Source organism: Streptomyces venezuelae (assembly GCF_008642375.1).
Taxonomy (GTDB): Bacteria; Actinomycetota; Actinomycetes; order Streptomycetales; family Streptomycetaceae; genus Streptomyces; species Streptomyces venezuelae_G.
On record NZ_CP029194.1, the window covers coordinates 2,480,667 to 2,499,252 of the forward strand.

At 72.1% G+C, this 18,586-nt stretch carries 17 protein-coding genes and 1 pseudogene; 13 read left to right on the forward strand and 5 right to left on the reverse strand.

Annotated features, from left to right (window positions below):
• Positions 1–8 precede the first annotated feature (8 nt).
• The gene (locus DEJ46_RS10890; protein ID WP_150265610.1) at positions 9–1,523 is read right to left on the reverse strand and encodes a gamma-aminobutyraldehyde dehydrogenase; all 1,515 of its coding nucleotides are present in this window, start codon (positions 1,521–1,523) and stop codon (positions 9–11) included.
• Positions 1,524–1,698: 175 nt separating this feature from the next.
• Here DEJ46_RS10890 and DEJ46_RS10895 point away from each other — a divergent pair, with 175 nt between their 5' ends.
• Positions 1,699–2,247 (forward strand): NADAR family protein, encoded by a 549-nt coding sequence (locus tag DEJ46_RS10895; RefSeq protein ID WP_190622570.1) that lies wholly within the window; start codon positions 1,699–1,701, stop codon positions 2,245–2,247.
• A 57-nt stretch (positions 2,248–2,304) separates the two neighbouring features.
• Here DEJ46_RS10895 and DEJ46_RS10900 read toward each other — a convergent pair whose 3' ends face one another.
• Positions 2,305–2,979 (reverse strand): DUF4190 domain-containing protein, encoded by a 675-nt coding sequence (locus DEJ46_RS10900; RefSeq protein WP_150265614.1) that lies wholly within the window; start codon positions 2,977–2,979, stop codon positions 2,305–2,307.
• A 75-nt stretch (positions 2,980–3,054) separates the two neighbouring features.
• On the opposite strand from DEJ46_RS10900, the gene DEJ46_RS10905 reads away from it, so the two are divergent.
• The 6 genes and pseudogenes from DEJ46_RS10905 to DEJ46_RS10930 all read left to right on the forward strand — a co-directional run bounded on the left by DEJ46_RS10905 (position 3,055) and on the right by DEJ46_RS10930 (position 8,778).
• The gene (locus tag DEJ46_RS10905) at positions 3,055–4,086 is read left to right on the forward strand and encodes an adenosine deaminase (RefSeq protein ID WP_150265616.1); all 1,032 of its coding nucleotides are present in this window, start codon (positions 3,055–3,057) and stop codon (positions 4,084–4,086) included.
• 19 nt (positions 4,087–4,105) lie between these two features.
• Positions 4,106–4,795 carry a glycerophosphodiester phosphodiesterase gene (locus tag DEJ46_RS10910; RefSeq protein ID WP_150265618.1) on the forward strand — a complete coding sequence of 230 codons (690 nt, stop codon included), beginning with the start codon at positions 4,106–4,108 and terminating at the stop codon, positions 4,793–4,795.
• A complete protein-coding gene (locus DEJ46_RS10915; RefSeq protein WP_150265619.1) occupies positions 4,792–5,571 on the forward strand; it encodes an SAM-dependent methyltransferase in 780 nt (259 codons plus the stop codon). The genes DEJ46_RS10910 and DEJ46_RS10915 overlap by 4 nt, the downstream gene beginning before the upstream one ends.
• Complete coding sequence (locus DEJ46_RS10920; RefSeq protein WP_150265621.1) at positions 5,571–6,800, forward strand: sensor histidine kinase; 1,230 nt, start codon at positions 5,571–5,573, stop codon at positions 6,798–6,800. The genes DEJ46_RS10915 and DEJ46_RS10920 overlap by 1 nt, the downstream gene beginning before the upstream one ends.
• Positions 6,797–7,471, forward strand: a pseudogene (locus DEJ46_RS10925) (response regulator); the annotation flags it as partial. The gene DEJ46_RS10920 and the pseudogene DEJ46_RS10925, both read left to right, overlap by 4 nt.
• Before the next feature lie 131 nt (positions 7,472–7,602).
• Positions 7,603–8,778, forward strand: a complete 1,176-nt coding sequence (locus DEJ46_RS10930) for a serine hydrolase domain-containing protein (RefSeq protein ID WP_150265624.1) — start codon at positions 7,603–7,605, stop codon at positions 8,776–8,778.
• On the opposite strand, the gene DEJ46_RS10935 is transcribed toward DEJ46_RS10930, so the two are convergent.
• The 3 genes from DEJ46_RS10935 to DEJ46_RS10945 all read right to left on the reverse strand — a co-directional run bounded on the left by DEJ46_RS10935 (position 8,779) and on the right by DEJ46_RS10945 (position 12,125).
• Positions 8,779–9,324 carry a hypothetical protein gene (locus DEJ46_RS10935; RefSeq protein WP_150265626.1) on the reverse strand — a complete coding sequence of 182 codons (546 nt, stop codon included), beginning with the start codon at positions 9,322–9,324 and terminating at the stop codon, positions 8,779–8,781.
• A gap of 53 nt (positions 9,325–9,377) precedes the next feature.
• Positions 9,378–10,541, reverse strand: coding sequence for a PotD/PotF family extracellular solute-binding protein (locus DEJ46_RS10940; protein WP_150274311.1), 1,164 nt, complete (start codon positions 10,539–10,541; stop codon positions 9,378–9,380).
• A gap of 147 nt (positions 10,542–10,688) precedes the next feature.
• Positions 10,689–12,125 (reverse strand): gamma-aminobutyraldehyde dehydrogenase, encoded by a 1,437-nt coding sequence (locus DEJ46_RS10945; RefSeq protein WP_150265628.1) that lies wholly within the window; start codon positions 12,123–12,125, stop codon positions 10,689–10,691.
• Between the two features lie 191 nt (positions 12,126–12,316).
• Here DEJ46_RS10945 and DEJ46_RS10950 point away from each other — a divergent pair, with 191 nt between their 5' ends.
• The 6 genes from DEJ46_RS10950 (at position 12,317) to DEJ46_RS10975 (ending at position 18,579) form a co-directional block, all read left to right on the forward strand.
• Positions 12,317–12,823 carry an Lrp/AsnC family transcriptional regulator gene (locus DEJ46_RS10950; protein WP_037641878.1) on the forward strand — a complete coding sequence of 169 codons (507 nt, stop codon included), beginning with the start codon at positions 12,317–12,319 and terminating at the stop codon, positions 12,821–12,823.
• The gene (locus DEJ46_RS10955) at positions 12,808–14,187 is read left to right on the forward strand and encodes an aspartate aminotransferase family protein (protein ID WP_190622572.1); all 1,380 of its coding nucleotides are present in this window, start codon (positions 12,808–12,810) and stop codon (positions 14,185–14,187) included. The genes DEJ46_RS10950 and DEJ46_RS10955 overlap by 16 nt, the downstream gene beginning before the upstream one ends.
• Before the next feature lie 234 nt (positions 14,188–14,421).
• Entirely contained in the window at positions 14,422–15,150 is a 729-nt protein-coding gene (locus DEJ46_RS10960) for an ABC transporter ATP-binding protein (RefSeq protein ID WP_150265632.1), read from the forward strand.
• Complete coding sequence (locus DEJ46_RS10965; RefSeq protein WP_150265634.1) at positions 15,132–16,283, forward strand: hypothetical protein; 1,152 nt, start codon at positions 15,132–15,134, stop codon at positions 16,281–16,283. The genes DEJ46_RS10960 and DEJ46_RS10965 overlap by 19 nt, the downstream gene beginning before the upstream one ends.
• A gap of 93 nt (positions 16,284–16,376) precedes the next feature.
• Positions 16,377–17,516 carry an LOG family protein gene (locus DEJ46_RS10970; RefSeq protein ID WP_150265636.1) on the forward strand — a complete coding sequence of 380 codons (1,140 nt, stop codon included), beginning with the start codon at positions 16,377–16,379 and terminating at the stop codon, positions 17,514–17,516.
• A gap of 79 nt (positions 17,517–17,595) precedes the next feature.
• A complete protein-coding gene (locus tag DEJ46_RS10975; protein ID WP_150265638.1) occupies positions 17,596–18,579 on the forward strand; it encodes a hypothetical protein in 984 nt (327 codons plus the stop codon).
• The last annotated feature ends 7 nt before the right edge of the window (positions 18,580–18,586 follow it).

Genomic DNA, 18,586 nt, shown 5'->3' on the forward strand with positions numbered 1-18,586 from the left:
CGGATCTGCTATCGGTCCCCGAAGATCGTGCGGTGCCAGTCCTTCGCGGCGACCGCCGTGTTGTCGAACATCACGTGCTTGACCTGCGTGTACTCCTCGAAGGAGTACACCGACATGTCCTTTCCGTATCCCGATGCCTTGGTGCCGCCGTGCGGCATCTCGCTGATGATCGGGATGTGGTCGTTGACCCAGACGCAGCCCGCCCGGAGCTCCCGCGTGGCGCGGTTCGCCCGGTAGACGTCACGGCTCCAGGCGGAGGCGGCGAGGCCGTACGGGGTGTCGTTGGCGAGCCGGATGCCCTCGTCGTCGCTGTCGAAGGGCAGGGCCACCAGGACCGGTCCGAAGATCTCCGACTGCACGACCTCGCTGTCCTGCGCGGCGCCGATGATCAGAGTCGGACGATAGTACGCGCCGTCCTTGAGGTCACCCCCCGGTGCTTCGCCGCCGGCGACGACGGTGGCGTAGCCGCGGGCGCGCTCGACGAAGCCGGCGACGCTGTCGCGCTGGGCGTGGCTGACCAGCGGGCCGAGGTCGGTGGTGGCCTCGAAGGGGTCGCCGACGCGGACGGACTCCATCAGTTCGGCGACGCGGGCGACGAAGGCGTCGAAGAGGGGGCGCTGGACGTAGGCGCGCGTGGCGGCGGTGCAGTCCTGGCCGGTGTTGATGAGGGAGGCGGCGACGGCGCCGTTGGCGGCGGCCTCCAGGTCGGCGTCGTCGAAGACGACGAAGGGGGCCTTGCCGCCGAGTTCGAGGTGGAGCCGCTTCACGGTCGCGGTGGCGACCTCGGCGACGCGCTTGCCGACCGGGGTGGAGCCGGTGAAGGAGGTCATGACGACGTCGGGGTGGCCGACGAGGTGCTCGCCGACGACCCGCCCGGAGCCGCTGACGATGTTGATGACGCCGTCGGGGATGCCGGCCTCGGTCGCGGCCTGCGCGAACATCAGCGAGGTCAGCGGGGTGATCTCGGCGGGCTTCAGGACGATCGTGTTGCCGGCGGCGATCGCCGGGAGGATCTTCCAGGCAGCCATCTGGAGCGGGTAGTTCCAGGGGGCGATGGAGCCGATGACGCCGATCGCCTCGCGGCGGATGTACGAGGTGTGGTCACCGCTGTACTCGGCGGCCGCCTGGCCCTGGAGGTGGCGGGCGGCGCCGGCGAAGAAGGCGGTGTTGTCGATGGTGCCCGGTACGTCGAACTCGGTGGTGAGCCGGAGCGGCTTGCCCGCCTGGAGCGACTCGACCCGTGCGATGTCCTCGGCCCAGTCGGCGAGGACCCCGGCGAAGCGGTGGAGGGCGTCGGAGCGCTCGCCCGGGGTGGCGCCCGACCAGCCGGGGAAGGCGGCCTTGGCGGCGGCGACGGCCTCGTCGACGTCGGCGACGGAGGCGAGGCGGTAGGTGTAGACGTCCTCGCCGGTCGCGGGGTTGATGATCGTGTGTTCTCGGTCGGAGGTTCCGGCCCGGAGCCGTCCGCCGATGTACTGTGCGCCGTCCGCGAAGCGGTCCGTCACCTGGAAGCGGTTGCCCATGACGCTCTCCGTTGTCCCAGCTCGAATTGAGTGCCGATCCTGACATGCGGTTGCCACCCCAACAAGTGATTCCGTTGTTGCCTTTTGGTTACGCAACGGAATCGGTCGACCATGTGTCGAGGTGGCCGGAAAATCTCCGTACGGAGTGTCCGTGGCGGATGCCAGACTCGCGTGCATGAACAAGATCGAGGAGCTGACGCAGCAGGTCAACGACGGTGAGCGCGTCAAATGGCTGCATTTCTGGGGCCACCGCCCGCACCCCGACGGGCGGCTCTCGGCGAGTTGCCTGAGCCAGTGGTGGCCCGCACCCTTCGTGGTCGACGGCGTGCGGTACGCGACCGCCGAGCACTGGATGATGGCGTCCAAGGCGCGCCTCTTCGGCGACGCCGGGGCCGAGCGCGCGGCGCTGGCCGCCGGCACCCCGGCGGAGGCGAAGAAGGCCGGCCGGCTGGTGCGGGGCTTCGACGAGACGGTGTGGGCGCGGGAGCGCCTCGGCATCGTCGTCGAGGGCAGCGTCCACAAGTTCTCCTCGGACGAGGCCCTGCGGGCGTACCTCCTCGGCACGGGCACCCGCGTTCTCGTGGAGGCGAGCCCGGTGGACCGGGTCTGGGGCATCGGCCTGGCGGCCGACGCCCCCGGCGCTCACGACCCGGCCCGCTGGCGCGGCCTGAACCTCCTGGGCTTCGCCCTGATGGAGGCCCGGGACCGGCTGCGGAGCGGCTGAGAGCACGTGGGGCCCCGCACCTCGTGAGGTGCGGGGCCCCGTCACGTGCCGGTGCGGCTAGCGGGTGCTCTCGACCACCAGGCTGTTGTACGGGTCCCCGTCCGAGGAGGCCGAGCCGCCCTCGGCGATCGCCCAGATGACGAAGCCCAGGAAGACGCCGCTCACCACGATGCCGATGGAGCCGAGGATGACGCCCGCGAGCGCCATGCCCCGGTTGGTCGCCTCGCCCCGGCCGGCCTTCTTCATGCCGATGATGCCGAAGATCAGCGCCAGGATGCCGAGGACGACGCCGAGGCCGTACATGCAGAAGCCGGCGACCGCGATGATGCCGAGCACCATCGAGGCGATGCCCATGCCGTTGGCCGGCTGCTGCCAGCCGGGCGGCTGGCTGCCGTAGCCCGCGCCGTAGGAGGGGTACGCGGAGTACCCCGCCCCGGCCGGCGGGACCGGCGCGGCGGCCGGCGTGCTCGCGGCGGACGGGTACCCGTAGGCGCCGGCAGGCGGGGTGGCCGCCGGGTAGCCGTAGCCGGGCGTGGCCGCGGGGCCGCCGGGGGCGACCGGTGGCGGCGGGACGTCGTTCACCGCCGGCATGGACGTGACCGTCATCTGGTCGTGCACCGGCGGGGTCGACGGCGACACGGGCTTGCTCAGCTCCACGCCGTCGCGGTTCGGCGGAGCCCACGGGTCCGCCGGGTCGTACCCGCCCCGCGGCTGTTCTCGATTGTCAGACATGGGCCTCCCCCATTGTGGTCACGCCATGCTACGACCTCACCCCTGGGAGGGAACCGCCCGGCCTACGATGATCCGATGACCGACCTCCATCCCTTCATCGCCGGACTCCCCAAGGCCGAGCTGCACGTCCACCACGTCGGATCCGCCTCGCCCCGGATCGTCGCCGAGCTCGCCGCCCGCCACCCGGACTCCAAGGTCCCCACGGACCCCGAAGCCCTCGCCGACTACTTCACGTTCACGGACTTCGCGCACTTCATCGACGTCTACCTGTCCGTCGTCGACCTCGTCCGCACCCCCGAGGACGTCCGGCTGCTGACCTTCGAGGTCGCCCGGGACATGGCCCGGCAGAACATCCGCTACGCCGAGCTCACCATCACCCCGTACTCCTCCACCCGCCGCGGGATCGACGAGCGCGCCTTCATGGCCGCGATCGAGGACGCCCGCAAGGCGGCCGAGGCCGAGTTCGGCACGATCCTGCGCTGGTGCTTCGACATCCCCGGCGAGGCCGGCCTCGTCTCCGCCGAGGAGACCGCACGGCTCGCCACGACCGACGGGATCCGCCCCGAGGGTCTGGTCTCCTTCGGCCTCGGCGGCCCCGAGATCGGGGTCCCGCGCCCGCAGTTCAAGCCGTACTTCGACCTGGCGCGCGCCGCCGGTCTGCACTCCGTCCCGCACGCGGGCGAGACGACCGGCCCGGAGACGGTCTGGGACGCGATCAACGACCTGGGCGCCGAGCGCATCGGCCACGGCACCAGCTCGGTCCAGGACCCGGCGCTCCTCGCCCACCTGGCCGAGCACCGCATCGCCCTGGAGGTCTGCCCGACCTCCAACATCGCCACGCGGGCCGTCGCCACGCTCGACGAGCATCCGATCCGGCAGATGGTGGACGCCGGCGTCCTCGTCACGGTCAACAGCGACGACCCGCCGATGTTCGGCACGGACCTCAACAACGAGTACGCGGTCGCCGCCCGGCTCCTCGGCCTCGACGAACGCGGGGTCGCCGCCCTCGCGAAGAACGCGGTGGAGGCCTCCTTCCTCGACGCGGCCGGCAAGGCCAGGATCGCCGCCGAGATCGACACGTACACGGACGGCTGGCTCGCTCGCTGACGACGGCGAGAATGGGGCCATGCGCCCTGTCACTGCCGTTGGTCACCGCGGCGACCCGTACCGCGTCCGAGAGAACACGCTCCCCTCGATCTCCTCGGCGATCGAGCGGGGGGCGGACGCGGTCGAGGTCGACGTCCGGCTCACGAAGGACGGCGTGCCCGTCCTCCTCCACGACGACACGCTCAAGCGGCTCTGGGGCCACGACCGTCCCCTGTCCGGCCTCTCGTACGAGCAGCTGCGCGAGCTGACGTACGACGGTGTGCCGACCCTGCGCGAGGCACTCCTCACCGCGGGGGAGCACCGGCTGATGCTGGACCTGCCCGGCGGGAACGAGGACTCGGTCCGCAGGATCGTCGGCACGGTCCGGGAGTGCGGCGCCGGGGAGCGCGTGTACTACTGCGCCGGGGCCGTCGCCATGCTCCAGGTGCGGGCCGCCGACCCGGCCGCCGAGATCGCCCTGACGTGGACCACGCTCGCCCCGCCCCGGCCGGTGCTGCTCGACGCGGTGCGGCCGAGATGGCTCAACTACCGCTTCGGACTGGTGAGTCGGGAGCTCACCGAGCGGGTGCACCGGGACGGACTGCTCGTTTCGGCCTGGACCGCGGACACCACCCGGACCATGCGTAAGCTGATCTTCAACGGGGTCGACGCGGTCACCACGAACCGGGTCGACGCACTGGCCGCCGCCCTGCGAAAGGCTCGCGCATGAACGACCGGATCCGCACCGACATCGCCCACAACGCCCGGGTGTGGAACTACTGGCTGGGCGGCAAGGACAACTACCCGGTGGACCGCGCCGTCGGCGACCAGGTCACCGCCTTCTACCCGAGCATCGGCGAAGTGGCCCGCGCCGACCGGGCGTTCCTCGGCCGGGCGGTGACCCATCTGGCCGCCGACGCGGGCGTGCGCCAGTTCCTGGACATCGGTACGGGCCTGCCGACCGCCGACAACACCCACGAGGTGGCGCAGCGGGTGTCCGCCGATTCCCGGATCGTCTACGTCGACAACGACCCGATCGTCCTCACCCACGCCCGCGCGCTCCTGACGAGCGCGCCGGAGGGGGTCACCGAGTACGTGGACGCGGACGCGCGGGATCCGGAGACGATCCTGGCGGCCGCCGGCACGACGCTCGACTTCTCCCGTCCGGTCGCGGTGCTGATGCTGGGCATCCTCAACTTCGTCCTGGACACCGGCGAGGCCCGGGCGATCGTGAAGACCCTGATGGACGCCCTCCCCTCGGGCAGCTACCTGGTCCTGACCCATCCGACGCTGGAGCCGGAGCTCGGCGGCGAGGGCAACAAGGCCGCGATGGCGTTCTGGAACGAGAACGCGACCCCGCCGATCACCGCCCGCAGCCGGGCCGATTTCACCTCCTTCCTCGACGGGCTCGACGTGCTGGATCCGGGCGTCGTGTCCTGCGCGCGCTGGCGCTCCGAACAGGCTGCCGTGGTCGCGCAGTTCGGCGCGGTGGGCCGCAAGCCGTAATGGACGTACGGGGGGACGATCCGGGCGCCACGCGCGGCGACATACCCAGAGCCGTGCGGAGCCGCTGGGAGCGGACGCGGAGCTGGGGCGCGGCGAATCCGTGGGCGGTGGACATCGGCATCGCGCTGCTCGTGCAGGCGGCGATGACGATGCCGTTCGTGGTGCCGCGCGGGCCCGAGCTGGAGCCGGCGACCTGGCCCGCGTACGGCCTGACGTCGCTCACCGTGCTGCCGCTGGTCTGGCGGCGGCGCGCACCGCTCGCCGTCCTGCTCGCGATCCTGGCGGCGAGCACGCTCTACAAGCTCGCGATGGAGGGGCCGGGGCAGCCGCTGCCGTACACCGGGCTCGTCAGCGTCTACACGATCGCCGTGCTGTCGCCGCCGTGGAAGCGGCTGGCGACGGCGGCCCTGCTCGTGGTCGCGGTGCCCGCCTCGGTCGGGCTCAACACCCGCTCGGCGCGGGAACTGACCTTCTCCCTCTTCGTGTTCGGCGCCGCGTACGTCTTCGGCAGGCTCCAGGACGCCCGGCAGCGGGAGCACCGGATCGAGGCCGAGCGGGCCGCGTCCCGCGAACGGTCCCGGATCGCCCGGGAGATGCACGACATCCTGTCGCACGCGGTCAGTCTGATGGTCGTGCAGGCGGAGGCGGGACCGGTGGCGGTGCGGACGGCCCCGGAGCGCGCCGAGGCGGCCTTCGACGCGATCTCGGCGACGGGCCGCGACGCGATGGCCCAACTGCGGCAGATGCTGGGGGTGCTGCGCGAGGGCTCGGAGAGCGGGGCAGCCCCGCGCGAGCCGCAGCCCGGCCTCGCGGGCATTCCCGAGCTGGTCGAGCGGGTCCGGATCAGCGGCGGTCCGACCGTCACCTACACCACCGAGGGCGGGGTGCGGGCCCTTCCCGCGGCGACCGGCGCGAGCGCCTACCGGATCGTCCAGGAGGCCCTGACCAATGTGGTCAAGCACGCGCGCGCCCGCACGGTCGACGTCCGGCTGACGCATGAGGAAGGGGTGTTGCGCGTGACGGTCACGGACGACGGGCGCGGCCCGCAGGCAGGACCGACCGGCCACGGCCTCGTCGGCATCCGGGAGCGGGCGGCCGCGCACGGCGGCACGGCGGCGATGGGCCCGGGGCCCGGCGGCCGGGGCTTCGAGGTCCGGGTCCGGCTGCCCGTACCCGCCGGGTCCGTACCCGCCGGGTCCGTACCCTCCACGGCGGAGGCGGGGAGATGACGATCCGTGTGGTGGTCGCCGACGACCAGGAGCTGGTCCGCAGCGGTTTCGCGATGATCCTGGACGCGCAGCCGGACATCGAGGTGGTCGCGGAGGCCGGGGACGGGACGGAGGCCGTCGAGGCGGTGCGCCGGCTCGCGCCGGACGTGGCGCTGCTCGACATCCGGATGCCCAGGACGGACGGCATCGAGGCCTGCCGGACGATCGGTGCGGAGTCCCGCTGCCGGACGGTGATCCTGACGACCTTCGACACCGACGCGTACGTGTACGAGGCGCTGCACGCGGGGGCGAGCGGCTTCCTCCTCAAGGACGTGCGCAGGGACGACCTGGTGCACGCGGTCCGGGTCGTGGCGGCGGGCGAGTCGCTGCTCGCCCCGTCCGTGGCCCGGCGCCTCGTGGAGCAGTACACGGCGGGCGGCCCCCGCAGGACGGCCCCGGACCCCCGGCTCGACGTGCTGACCGGCCGCGAGCGGGAGACGCTGCTGCTGCTCGCGCGCGGGCTGTCGAACGCGGAGATCGCGGCGGAGCTGGTGGTGAGCGACCACACGGTGAAGACCCATGTGGGGAACGTGCTGGCCAAGCTGGGGCTGCGCGACCGGATCCAGGCGGTGATCTGCGCGTACGAGACGGGCCTGGTCGCGGCGGGCACTCCCCCGCCCGGGGGAGGCCGGTAGCCCGGCACTCCCCCGCGTCGGCGAGAAACCTTCCCCCACGAGACCGCCGGTACGGGCGATCCGCGGATCCTCCCTGGTCAGCAGGATGGAGCCATCAAGAACAACGGCTCACACCACGGGAGTTGACCATGAGAAACACCACCCGCACGCTGCTCGCCGCCGCCCTGGTCCTGGGGGTGGCGGCGGGGCCGGCGATCGTCCCGGCCGCGGCCACGACCCCGCCCACGGCCACCGCCTCGGCCCCGTCCCCGTCCCTGGAGGCGGCGATGCCGGCCGCGATCGCCGGTCTCCCCCGCGCCGACGCGACGGCCGCGCTGGTCCGGGTCGGCGGCACGGAGGGTTCCTGGCAGGGGAGTTCGGGCGTCCACGACCTGGAGAGCGGCTCCCCGGCGGACCCGGCGGCCCGCTTCCGGGCCGGTTCGGTGACGAAGGTCTTCACGGCGGCGACCGTCCTCCAGCTCGCCGCCGAGGGCCGGATCGACCTGGACCGGTCGGCCCGCTCGTACCTCCCGAAGCTGATCCCCGGCCGGTACGCGACGGTGACCGTGCGTCAGCTCCTGAACCACACGCACGGCATCCCGGCCCCGGACTTCCAGGGGGAGACCGTCGAGGAGTGGTACGAGAACCGCTTCCGGATCCACACCCCGGAGGAGATGGTCCGCTCGGCGACGGCGAAGCCGCGCGAGTTCCGGCCGGGCGAGAAGCAGCACTACCTCAACATCGGGTACACGATCGCCGGCCTGATCGTGGAGCGGGTCACGGGCGACACCTACGAGCGGCAGGTGGAGCGGCGGATCCTGCGCCCGCTCCGTCTCCGTGACACCTACTTCCCCGGCACGGACCCGAGGATCGCCGGTCCCCACAACCACGGCTACCAGACGATGCGGCTCGACGACGGGACGACCGGGCTGCGGGACGTCACCGTGTGGGGGACGACGGACGGCTGGGCGGCCGGCGACCTCGTGTCGACCACCGCCGACCTGGAGCGTTTCACCCGGGCCCTGTTCGCGGGCCGGGTGGTGCGCGGACCGCTCCTGGAGGAGATGTTCACGCTGCCCGAGGTCCCGGACGTGAAGTCGGGCGCCCCGGCCGCCTTCTCCTCCGGCCTGGCGATGAAGCGGCTCGGCGGGCGTGAGGTGTGGGGCAAGACGGGCGGCCGCTGGGGCTACAACGCGGCGATCGCCTCGACCCGGAACGGCGAGCGCACCCTCGTCTACAGCGTCAACTCCACCGACGCCAAGGGTCAGGACATGAACAGGACGGCGCTGAAGGTCATGATGGCCGCGTACGGCCTCCCGGACTGATCACGGCGCACTCGGCACGACGGTCCTGGCGGGGGCCGTCGTCACGGCCTCCAGGCGCTTGATCATCCGACGCACGTGGAGCAGCGGCAGGATGCCGATGACGCCGAACGACATGTCGATGACCGACCACCAGAAGGGGATGCCCCGGATCGGCCCGCAGATCAGGGCGAGCGGGATGATGCCGACGCAGGCGATCATCCCGAACTCGACGACCCAGATGTTGCGGACGGGGTCGCGGTACACGCCGTAGAAGGCGACCGCGATGACGAGGTGTGCGAAGGCCAGCCAGTCGGTGCCGTAGAGCAGGTACGGCGCCTGTGCGTCGGCGGTGTCGAGACCGCCCCGCACTCGCTCGATCCACTCGGCGAGTCCCGGGAAGAGATCGGCCACCGGCGCCGCCCAGCCGTCCAGCGAGGAGTCCAGGAGCCGGAGTTCGGTGACGAGCGGGAAGGCCGTGACCCCGCTCAGCACCAGACAGACGACGAAGACGACCAGCCAGACGCGGATGCGCGTGAGAAGGGCTCTCGGCCCGTTCGTGTCGCTCATGACGGCAGCCTACGCCCGACATGAACGCGTTCAAAAACGGGGGTCGGTCCTCCTCACAGCCCGACGATCGCGTTCCACCTCTTCGCGAACTCCTGGCGCTCGTCGGCGCGGATGTCGCGGGCTATGGCGAGCCGGCTCCGCATCTCGGCGTCCGGGAAGATCAGCGGGTCCTCGGCGAGGGCGACCAGCTCCTCGTCGCCGGAGTCCGCGAGGACGTCCTGCGCGGCCGGCACCGGGCAGACGTAGTTGACCCAGGCGGCCAGTTCGGCGGCGACCTCGGGCTCGTAGTAGTAGTCGACCAGCTTCTCGGCGTTGGCCTTGTGCCGGGCCTTGTTGGGGATCAGGAGGGACTCGGCCCAGAGCTCGCCGCCCTCCTCGGGGACGACGAACTCGATGTCCGGGTTGTCGGCCTGGAGCTGGATGACGTCGCCGGAGTAGGCCTGACAGGCGAGCACGTCCCCGGTGGACAGGTCCTTGATGTAGTCGTTGCCGGTGAAGCGGCGGATGTGCTTCTTCCGCACGAGGCCCTCGACCTGCTCGCACAGGGCGTGGAAGTCGTCGCGCGTCCACCGGGTCACGTCGACGCCGTTGCCCTGGAGGAGCAGGGACATGGACTCGTCGAGCCCGGACAGCAGTGTGACCTTGCCGCGCAGGTCGTCGGCCCACAGCTCCTTGGTGGAACGGAGTTCGCGGCCGAGCTTCCTGCGGTTGTACGCGATGCCGGTGATCCCGGACTGCCAGGGCACGCTGTGCAGCCGGCCCGCGTCGAAGGCGGGGGTGAGCAGCTGCGGGTTGAGGTGCTTCGTGACGTGGGGCTGGGCGGCGCGGTCCATCTCCTGGACCCAGCCGAGGCGGACGAAGCGGGCGGCCATCCAGTCGCTGACGACGATCAGGTCGCGGCCGGTCTCCTGGTGGTTCATCAGGGACGGGCCGATCTTGCCGAAGAACTCGTCGTTGTCGTTGATCTCCTCCGTGTAGCGGACGGAGATCCCGGTGCGCGCGCGGAAGGCGTTCAGCGTCGGGCGCTTGGACGTGTCGTCGTCATCGGTGTCGATGTAGAGCGGCCAGTTGGCGAAGTCGAGCGTCCGGTCGCGCGCGGACAGGTCGCGGCCGGCCCGGTCCCGCTCGTCGACGAAGGCGGCGGGGACGCCACACCCGGCGAGCGCCGCGACCGCTCCGACACCGCCGATGCCGCGCAGGAGGGACCGTCGGGACAGGGTGTTCCTGGCTATCGCTCTCACCCGGACAGCATCCCGACCCGCGGCCACCTGCGGCAATGGACGCTCCGTCGAGCGACGGCACGCGGCCCCGACACCCTGTCGACCAGGATGCCGGGGCCGCGTTGACGCGAGGAACCGAGGGGGTCAGCCCAGGGAGGTCATCACGTGCTTGATGCGCGTGTAGTCCTCGAAGCCGTAGGCGGAGAGGTCCTTGCCGTAGCCGGACTTCTTGTAGCCGCCGTGGGGCATCTCGGCGACGAGCGGGATGTGGGTGTTGATCCACACGCAGCCGAAGTCGAGGGACTTGGACATGCGCATCGCGCGCGCGTGGTCCTTGGTCCAGACGGAGGAGGCGAGCGCGTACTCGACGTCGTTCGCGAACTCCAGGGCCTGGGCCTCGTCCGTGAAGGACTGGACGGTGATGACCGGGCCGAAGACCTCGTTCTGGACGATCTCGTCGTCCTGCTTGAGGCCGGAGACGACGGTCGGGGCGTAGAAGTAGCCCTTGTCGCCGACGCGGTGACCGCCGGCCTCGACCTTGGCGTGGGCCGGGAGGCGCTCGATGAAGCCGGAGACCTGCTTCAGCTGGTTGGCGTTGTTGAGCGGGCCGTAGAGCACGTCCTCGTCGTCCGGCTGGCCGGTCTTCGTCTCGGCGGCGGCCTTGGCGAGGGCGGCGACGAACTCGTCGTGGATGGACTCGTGGACCAGGACGCGGGTGGCGGCCGTGCAGTCCTGGCCGGCGTTGAAGAAGCCCGCGACGGAGATGTCGCCGACGGCCGCCTCGATGTCGGTGTCCTCGAAGACGACGACCGGGGCCTTGCCGCCCAGCTCCAGGTGGACGCGCTTGACGTCCTTGGCCGCCGACTCGGCGACCTGCATGCCGGCGCGGACCGAGCCGGTGATGGAGGCCATCGCCGGGATCGGGTGCTCGACCATGGCCTTGCCCGTCTCGCGGTCACCGCAGATGACGTTGAAGACGCCCTTGGGGACGATCTGCCCGATGATCTCGGCCATCAGGACGGTCGACGCGGGGGTCGTGTCCGAGGGCTTGAGGACGACCGTGTTGCCCGCGGCGAGGGCCGGGGCGAACTTCCACACGGCCATCATCATCGGGTAGTTCCACGGCGCGACCTGGGCACAGACGCCCACGGGCTCGCGGCGGACGATGGAGGTCATGCCCTCCATGTACTCACCGGCCGAGCGGCCCTCCAGCAGGCGGGCGGCGCCGGCGAAGAAGCGGATCTGGTCCACCATCGGCGGTACCTCCTCGCTCCCGACGAGGGCGGTCGGCTTGCCGGTGTTCAGCACCTCGGCGGCGATGAGGTCCTCGGCGCGCTCCTCGAAGGCGTCGGCGATCTTGAGGAGTACCTTCTGGCGCTCGGACGGGGTGCTGTCGCGCCAGGCGGGGAAGGCCGCCGCGGCGGCCTCCATGGCGGCGTCGACGTCGGCCTGGCCCGAGAGCGGGGAGGTCGCGTACACCTCGCCGGTGGCCGGGTTGACCACCTCGATGGTGCGGCCGTCGGCCGCGTCGCGGAACTCCCCGTTGATGTAGTTACGCAGCCGGCGCAGCTCGGTGGTCACTTGCCACCCCTCCTGTCACGTTCTGTCCTTCGCACGTCCTTGTGCGGCGTCCCGATGGGCGAGACACCTCAGCCTAGTCGCTCGACAGACGCTTTCCATAGCCCCGACCCCCCGCAACTTCGGATTCAGTGAGATTCGGAGCCGCTCGCAACGAATTTCATCACTCCGGGCTTGCATGACTGCCCATCTCGGTGCACAGTGAAGCCGTGGCCAGTCGAAGCACAGACTCCAGAACCGGAACCGGTTCGTCCCCGACGATCGATGCCGTCTCCCTGGCAATCATCGAACAGCTCCAGCAGGACGGTCGCCGTCCCTATGCGGCGATAGGCAAGGCCGTGGGCCTCTCCGAAGCCGCGGTACGCCAACGCGTGCAGAAGCTGCTCGACCAGGGCGTCATGCAGATCGTCGCCGTCACCGACCCGCTCACCGTGGGATTCCGGCGCCAGGCGATGGTCGGTATCAACGTCGAGGGTGACCTCGATCCGGTTGCGGAGGCCCTGACGGCCATGGCCGAATGCGAGTACGTGGTGATGACCGCGGGCTCCTTCGACCTGATGGTGGAGGTCGTCTGCGAGGACGACGACCACCTGCTGGACGTGATCAACAAGCGGATCCGCACCCTCCCCGGCGTGCGCTCCACCGAGAGCTTCGTCTACCTCAAGCTCAAGAAGCAGACCTATATGTGGGGAACTCGATAATCGTGACCCAGGACCTGTCCAAGACCGCGTACGACCACCTGTGGATGCACTTCACCCGCATGTCGTCGTACGAGAACTCGCCCGTTCCCACCATCGTGCGTGGTGAGGGCACCTACATCTTCGACGACAAGGGCAAGCGCTACCTCGACGGTCTCGCGGGTCTGTTCGTCGTCAACGCCGGACACGGCCGCCACGAACTGGCCGAGGTCGCGTACAAGCAGGCCCAGGAGCTCGCGTTCTTCCCCGTGTGGTCGTACGCGCACCCCAAGGCCGTCGAGCTCGCCGAGCGCCTGGCCCACTACGCCCCGGGCGACCTGAACAAGGTCTTCTTCACCACCGGTGGCGGCGAGGCCGTCGAGACCGCCTGGAAGCTCGCCAAGCAGTACTTCAAGCTGCAGGGCAAGCACACCAAGTACAAGGTCATCTCGCGTGCGGTCGCCTACCACGGCACCCCGCAGGGCGCCCTGTCCATCACGGGTCTCCCCGCCCTGAAGGCCCCCTTCGAGCCGCTGGTCCCCGGCGCGCACAAGGTGCCGAACACCAACATCTACCGCGCCCCGATCCACGGCGACGACCCGGAGGCCTTCGGCCGCTGGGCCGCCGACCAGATCGAGCAGCAGATCCTCTTCGAGGGCCCCGAGACCGTCGCGGCCGTCTTCCTGGAGCCGGTGCAGAACGCCGGCGGCTGCTTCCCGCCGCCGCCCGGCTACTTCCAGCGCGTCCGCGAGATCTGCGACCAGTACGACGTGCTCCTCGTCTCCGACGAGACGATCTGCGCCTTCGGCCGCCTCGGCACGATGTTCGCCTGTGACAAGTTCGGCTACGTGCCGGACATGATCACCTGCGCCAAGGGCATGACCTCGGGCTACTCCCCGATCGGCGCCTGCATCGTCTCGGACCGCATCGCGGAGCCGTTCTACAAGGGCGACAACACCTTCCTCCACGGCTACACCTTCGGTGGCCACCCGGTGTCGTCGGCGGTCGCGATCGCCAACCTCGACATCTTCGACAAGGAAGGCCTGAACCAGCACGTGCTGGACCAGGAGGGCAACTTCTTCGACACCCTGAAGAAGCTGCACGACCTGCCGATCGTCGGCGACGTCCGCGGCAACGGCTTCTTCTACGGCATCGAGCTCGTCAAGGACAAGGTCACCAAGGAGTCCTTCACGGACGAGGAGACCGAGCGCGTCCTGTACGGCTTCCTCTCCAAGGCGCTCTTCGAGAACGGCCTGTACTGCCGGGCCGACGACCGTGGCGACCCGGTCATCCAGCTGGCCCCGCCGCTCATCGCCGACCAGGGCACCTTCGACGAGATCGAGGGCATCCTGCGGTCGGTGCTGACGGAGGCGTGGACCAAGCTGTAGCAGCCGCGGACCCGGCTCTCGCCGGTCCCCCAGGCATCACGCCGCCCTCACGGCGTGACATCGGCCCGGGCATGCCGCCATCCGAGTGGATGGCGGCGGCCCGGGCCGCGTGCTGTCCGTACAAGCGGATCTGAATCCTTACGGTGCCGAGTGACCCACAGGCCCGTCTCCTCGTTCCCCCGTACGGGGGAACACGGGGGAATACACATCAGATCCGACATCGAGGTGTACGCGATGGCCCCACCGGACAACGACGTGCTCTGGGCGCGTTCCCTGCACTGCGCCCTGGGCGGTTCGGACGCCCTCAGCGGCGTCTCCCTCGGCGTCCGCGAGGGCGAGATCCTCGCCCTCGTCGGCCCGCGCGGCAGCGGCAAGACCACCCTCATGCGCTGCCTGTCCGGGCAGCTCGTCGCCCAGCAGGGCGAGGTCTGGTTCAACAGCAGCCCCGTCCACACCCTCGGCCAGGCCCAGCGCGAACGGCTCCGCCGCGACCGCTTCGGCTGGATCGCCCCGGAGCCCGGCCTCGTCCCCGAACTCACCGGCTGGGAGAACGTCGCCCTCCCCCTTCTGCTCCGCGGCGCCTCCCACCGGGCGGCGAAGACCGCGGCCGTCGAATGGCTGGAGCGCCTCGACATCGGCGTCTGCGCCCGCAAGCGCCCCCACGTGCTCACCCACTCCCAGCGCCAGCGGATCGCGATCGCCCGCGCCCTCGTCACCACCCCGTCGGTGCTCTTCGCCGACGAACCCACCGCCGCGCTGCACCGGGCCGACGGGGCGCAGGTCCTGCGCACCCTGACCGCCGCGGCCCGCTCGCACGGCATCACGGTGCTCCTCGCCACCCTCGACGGTGAGGTGGCGGCGCTCGCCGACCGTACGGTCGCGCTCCTCGACGGACGCCGGGTCGGCGCCGTCCCCCCGGCGTCAGGGGCGGAGGGCGTCACCGCGTGCTCGCTCTCCGTCTAGCCCGCGGGACCCACCCCCTCGTCCTGACGCGGCGGCTCCTCGTCGCCGCCGCGGCCGCGGGAGTGGGCTTCCTGCTGCTCTGCACCCTCGGATACGCCGTCGGGCACCCCGCCCAGTCCTCGGCCTCGGTCCTGCGCCTGCTGTGGTGCGCCCTGCCGCTCGCCGCCACGGTCCAGTTCGCCGTGGCCGTGGCCCGCACCGACCCCAGCACCCGGCCGCGCCCCGGACTCTCGGCGATCGGCCTCGGCCCGGTCCGGCTCACCGCCGTCGCGGCGGCGTCGACGGCCGTCGCCTGCACGCTCGGCTCGATGGTCGCGCTCCTCTTCTACCTGCACCTGCGCGGCGACATCACGGGCCTTCCCTTCGACGGGGCGGCGGCCGAGCTGCTCGCCGCCGACCAGCCGCTGCCGCTCGCCGCCGCCCTCACCCTTCTGGCGATCCTGCCGGTCGTCGCCGCCACCGCGGCGGGCCTCGCACTGCGCCCGCGCTCCGCTCCCGCCGAGCCGGAGGGCGTCGAGAAGCCGGTGCCGTCCGGTCTGCCCTGGGGCGTCGCCCTGGTCGCGGTCGGCCTGGCCATCGAGACGTACGCGGGCCGCAGCGGTCCGGGGGACGGCCTCCCGCTGCCCGGCCGCTTCGACGGCAACCCCGCGGGCGTCCTCGCCGGCTGGGTGCTCACCGCCTTCGGTCTCGCCCTCGCGGGCCCCGGACTCACGTACGGCTGCGGCCGACTCCTCCAGGCCGTCCGGCCGGGCGCCACCCGGCTGCTCGCGGGCCGCGTCCTGATGGACGAGTCCCGCCGTATCGGCCGCCCGCTCGGGGTGGTCTCCGCCGTCCTCTCCGGGACGCTCGCGGCGGCCGCGCTGTACGCCTCGGACTCGGGCCCCACCGCCTTCGGGCCGCTCACCGGCCTCGGCGCGGCCCTGGTCATGGCCTGCACGACGGCGACGCTCCTCACGGCGGCGCTGGAGTCCAAGCAGTGCCGCGCCCACACCACCGAGGCGCTCCTGCGCCTCGGCGCCCCGCCCACGGTCCTGCGGACGGCGGCCCTCATGCGGGCGGGCGCGCTCGTCGCCGTCTTCCTGCCGCTCACCTGGATCGTGGCGAAGCTGGCGGCCCTCCCCCTGACGGGCTGACGCCTGACCGGCTGACCGGCTGACCGACCCCTGACCGGCTGACCACTGGCCGGCTGACGGGCCGTCCGGGGGACGGGCCCCTATCGTGGGCCCATGGCGATGCCTCCTCCCGCACACCGGCCGCCCGGTCCGCGCGGGCACGGGCGCGAGATCCACACGCTCGGCGAGTTCGACGCGGCCCTCGCCGGGCCCGGCGGCCTCGCCGGGCTCCGGGTGCAGTCCGTCGACCTGACGGACCGGACGTTCGCCCTGCTCTCCGCCTCCGCCGCGGCCGCCGTCTTCCTCGGCTGCGCCATGGAGCCGGAGGCCGCCGCCAAGGTGGGCGCCGACGGGGCGCTCGTCTTCCCGCCCGTCCCCGACCTGCCGTTCGACCCGAACCGCTCGCGGCTCTACACCCCGGACGAGCTCTACGCCGGCATCGGCGAGACGGGGTACGGATCGACGCCCGACGCCCTCGCGTACGCGTGGTTCGGCCGGACCAGGGCCGACGGCGACATCTTCTCGTCGATGCTCCGCTCCCTCCACGACGACGCGGTCTCCGACGCCCTCGCCGAACTCCTCGAAGGGAAGCGGGTCGTCGGCGTGATGGGCGGGCACGCGACGGTCCGGGGCACGGAGGCGTACGCGGGCGCCGCCCGGCTCGGCAGATCGCTGGCCCGCTCCGGCCTCACGGTGGCGACCGGCGGCGGGCCGGGCGCCATGGAGGCGGCGAACCTCGGCGCCTATCTGGCCCCGTTCCCCGACGAGACCCTCCCGAAGGCCCTCGCCGTCCTGTCGGCGGCCCCCTCCTTCACCCCCTCCGTGACGGAGTGGGCCCGCGCCGCCTTCGCCGTACGCGCCCGGTGGCCGCACGGCGGCGACTCGCTGGGCATCCCCACCTGGTTCTACGGCCACGAGCCGCCGAACGCCTTCGCCGGGCACCTCGCCAAGTACTTCGCGAACGCGCTCCGCGAGGACGGCCTGCTCGCCCGCTCCACGGCGGGCATCGTCTTCCTGCCGGGCGCGGCCGGCACGGTCCAGGAGATCTTCGCGAACGCCACCCCGAACTACTACGGCTCGCTGGGCGCCCCCACGCCGATGGTCCTGGTCGACCGCGCCCACTGGACCGCGCGCCTCCCGGCCTGGCCCCTCCTGGAGGCCCTGGCCGCCGACCGCCCGATGGCGTCGCGCGTCGCCCTGGTCGACTCGGTCGACGAGGCCCCGGAGGCGCTGGAGCGGCTGGCGAAGGCGTAGTCCCGCTCCCCCGCACGGCGGAGCGGGACCCGACCACGTGCTGACGCCCCCAGGGCCCTCCCGCCGGGAGGCTCGGAACATGACGCCGAAGAGACTCCTGGCCGACTGGCCGTCCTGGGCGGTCGCCGCCGCGTTCGCCTGGTCGCTGCTGTACGCGGCGGGCGCGACCCTCGCCGCCCTCACCGGGCCCGCGTTCGGGTACGCGGTCCTGGGCAAGGGAACCGGCACGGGCGCCGAGACGGCCGCGGCGGTGCTGTACGGGGCTTCCGCCGTCCTCGGGTACGCCCTGTTGCGCCGCCCGATGGCCCGGTGGCCGTCCAGAGCCGCCTGGGCGGTCGTCGCGCTCTGTCTGACCTCGGGTTTCGCCGCCCTGCTCAGCCCCCTCCACCTCTTGTCCTTCCTGTCCCGCAACCAGTCGCCGGTCGACTGGGCGGCTCTCACCAACCAGTTCCTCGCCGTCCTCGGCGCCGTGCTGTGGGGGTGTGCGGCCCTCGCGCACCGGCGCCGGGCCCTCGGCACCTGCCCGCACTGCGGCGGACACGGCCGCACCGGCGACCCGCGCCGCACCGCCGTGGCGGCGGACTCCACGCGGGCCGGGCTCGTCGCCGTCGCCGCCCTCGTCCCGTACACCGCGTTGAAGACGGCCTGGGCGCTGGGCCTCACCGTCGGGTACACCGGCATCGGCCGCCCGGGCGTCGACCCGGAGTACACCAGCGACCTGGGCATCTGGCTGTACGACCACGGGGTCGACTTCACCGCGGTCCTGGCCGTCGTCGGCATGGCCCTCGCCCTCGCGCTGACCCGTCCCTGGGGCCGGCGCCTGCCCCGCCCGCCGCTGCTCGCGCTCGGCTGGGCGGGGGCCGGCGCGCTCGCACCGTTCGGCGCGCTCCTCGCCGCGGTGGGCGTGCTGGCCTGGACGGGACTGACCGGCTCCGGCCTCGACGACCACGCCCCGTGGGTGGTCGCCGTCGCCTACGGCGGCTTCTCCTGCTACGGCCTCGCCCTGGCCCGCGCCACCCGCTCCTATCAGCGCGCGACCCGCAGAACGTGCGCCGCCTGCTGAGCCCCGT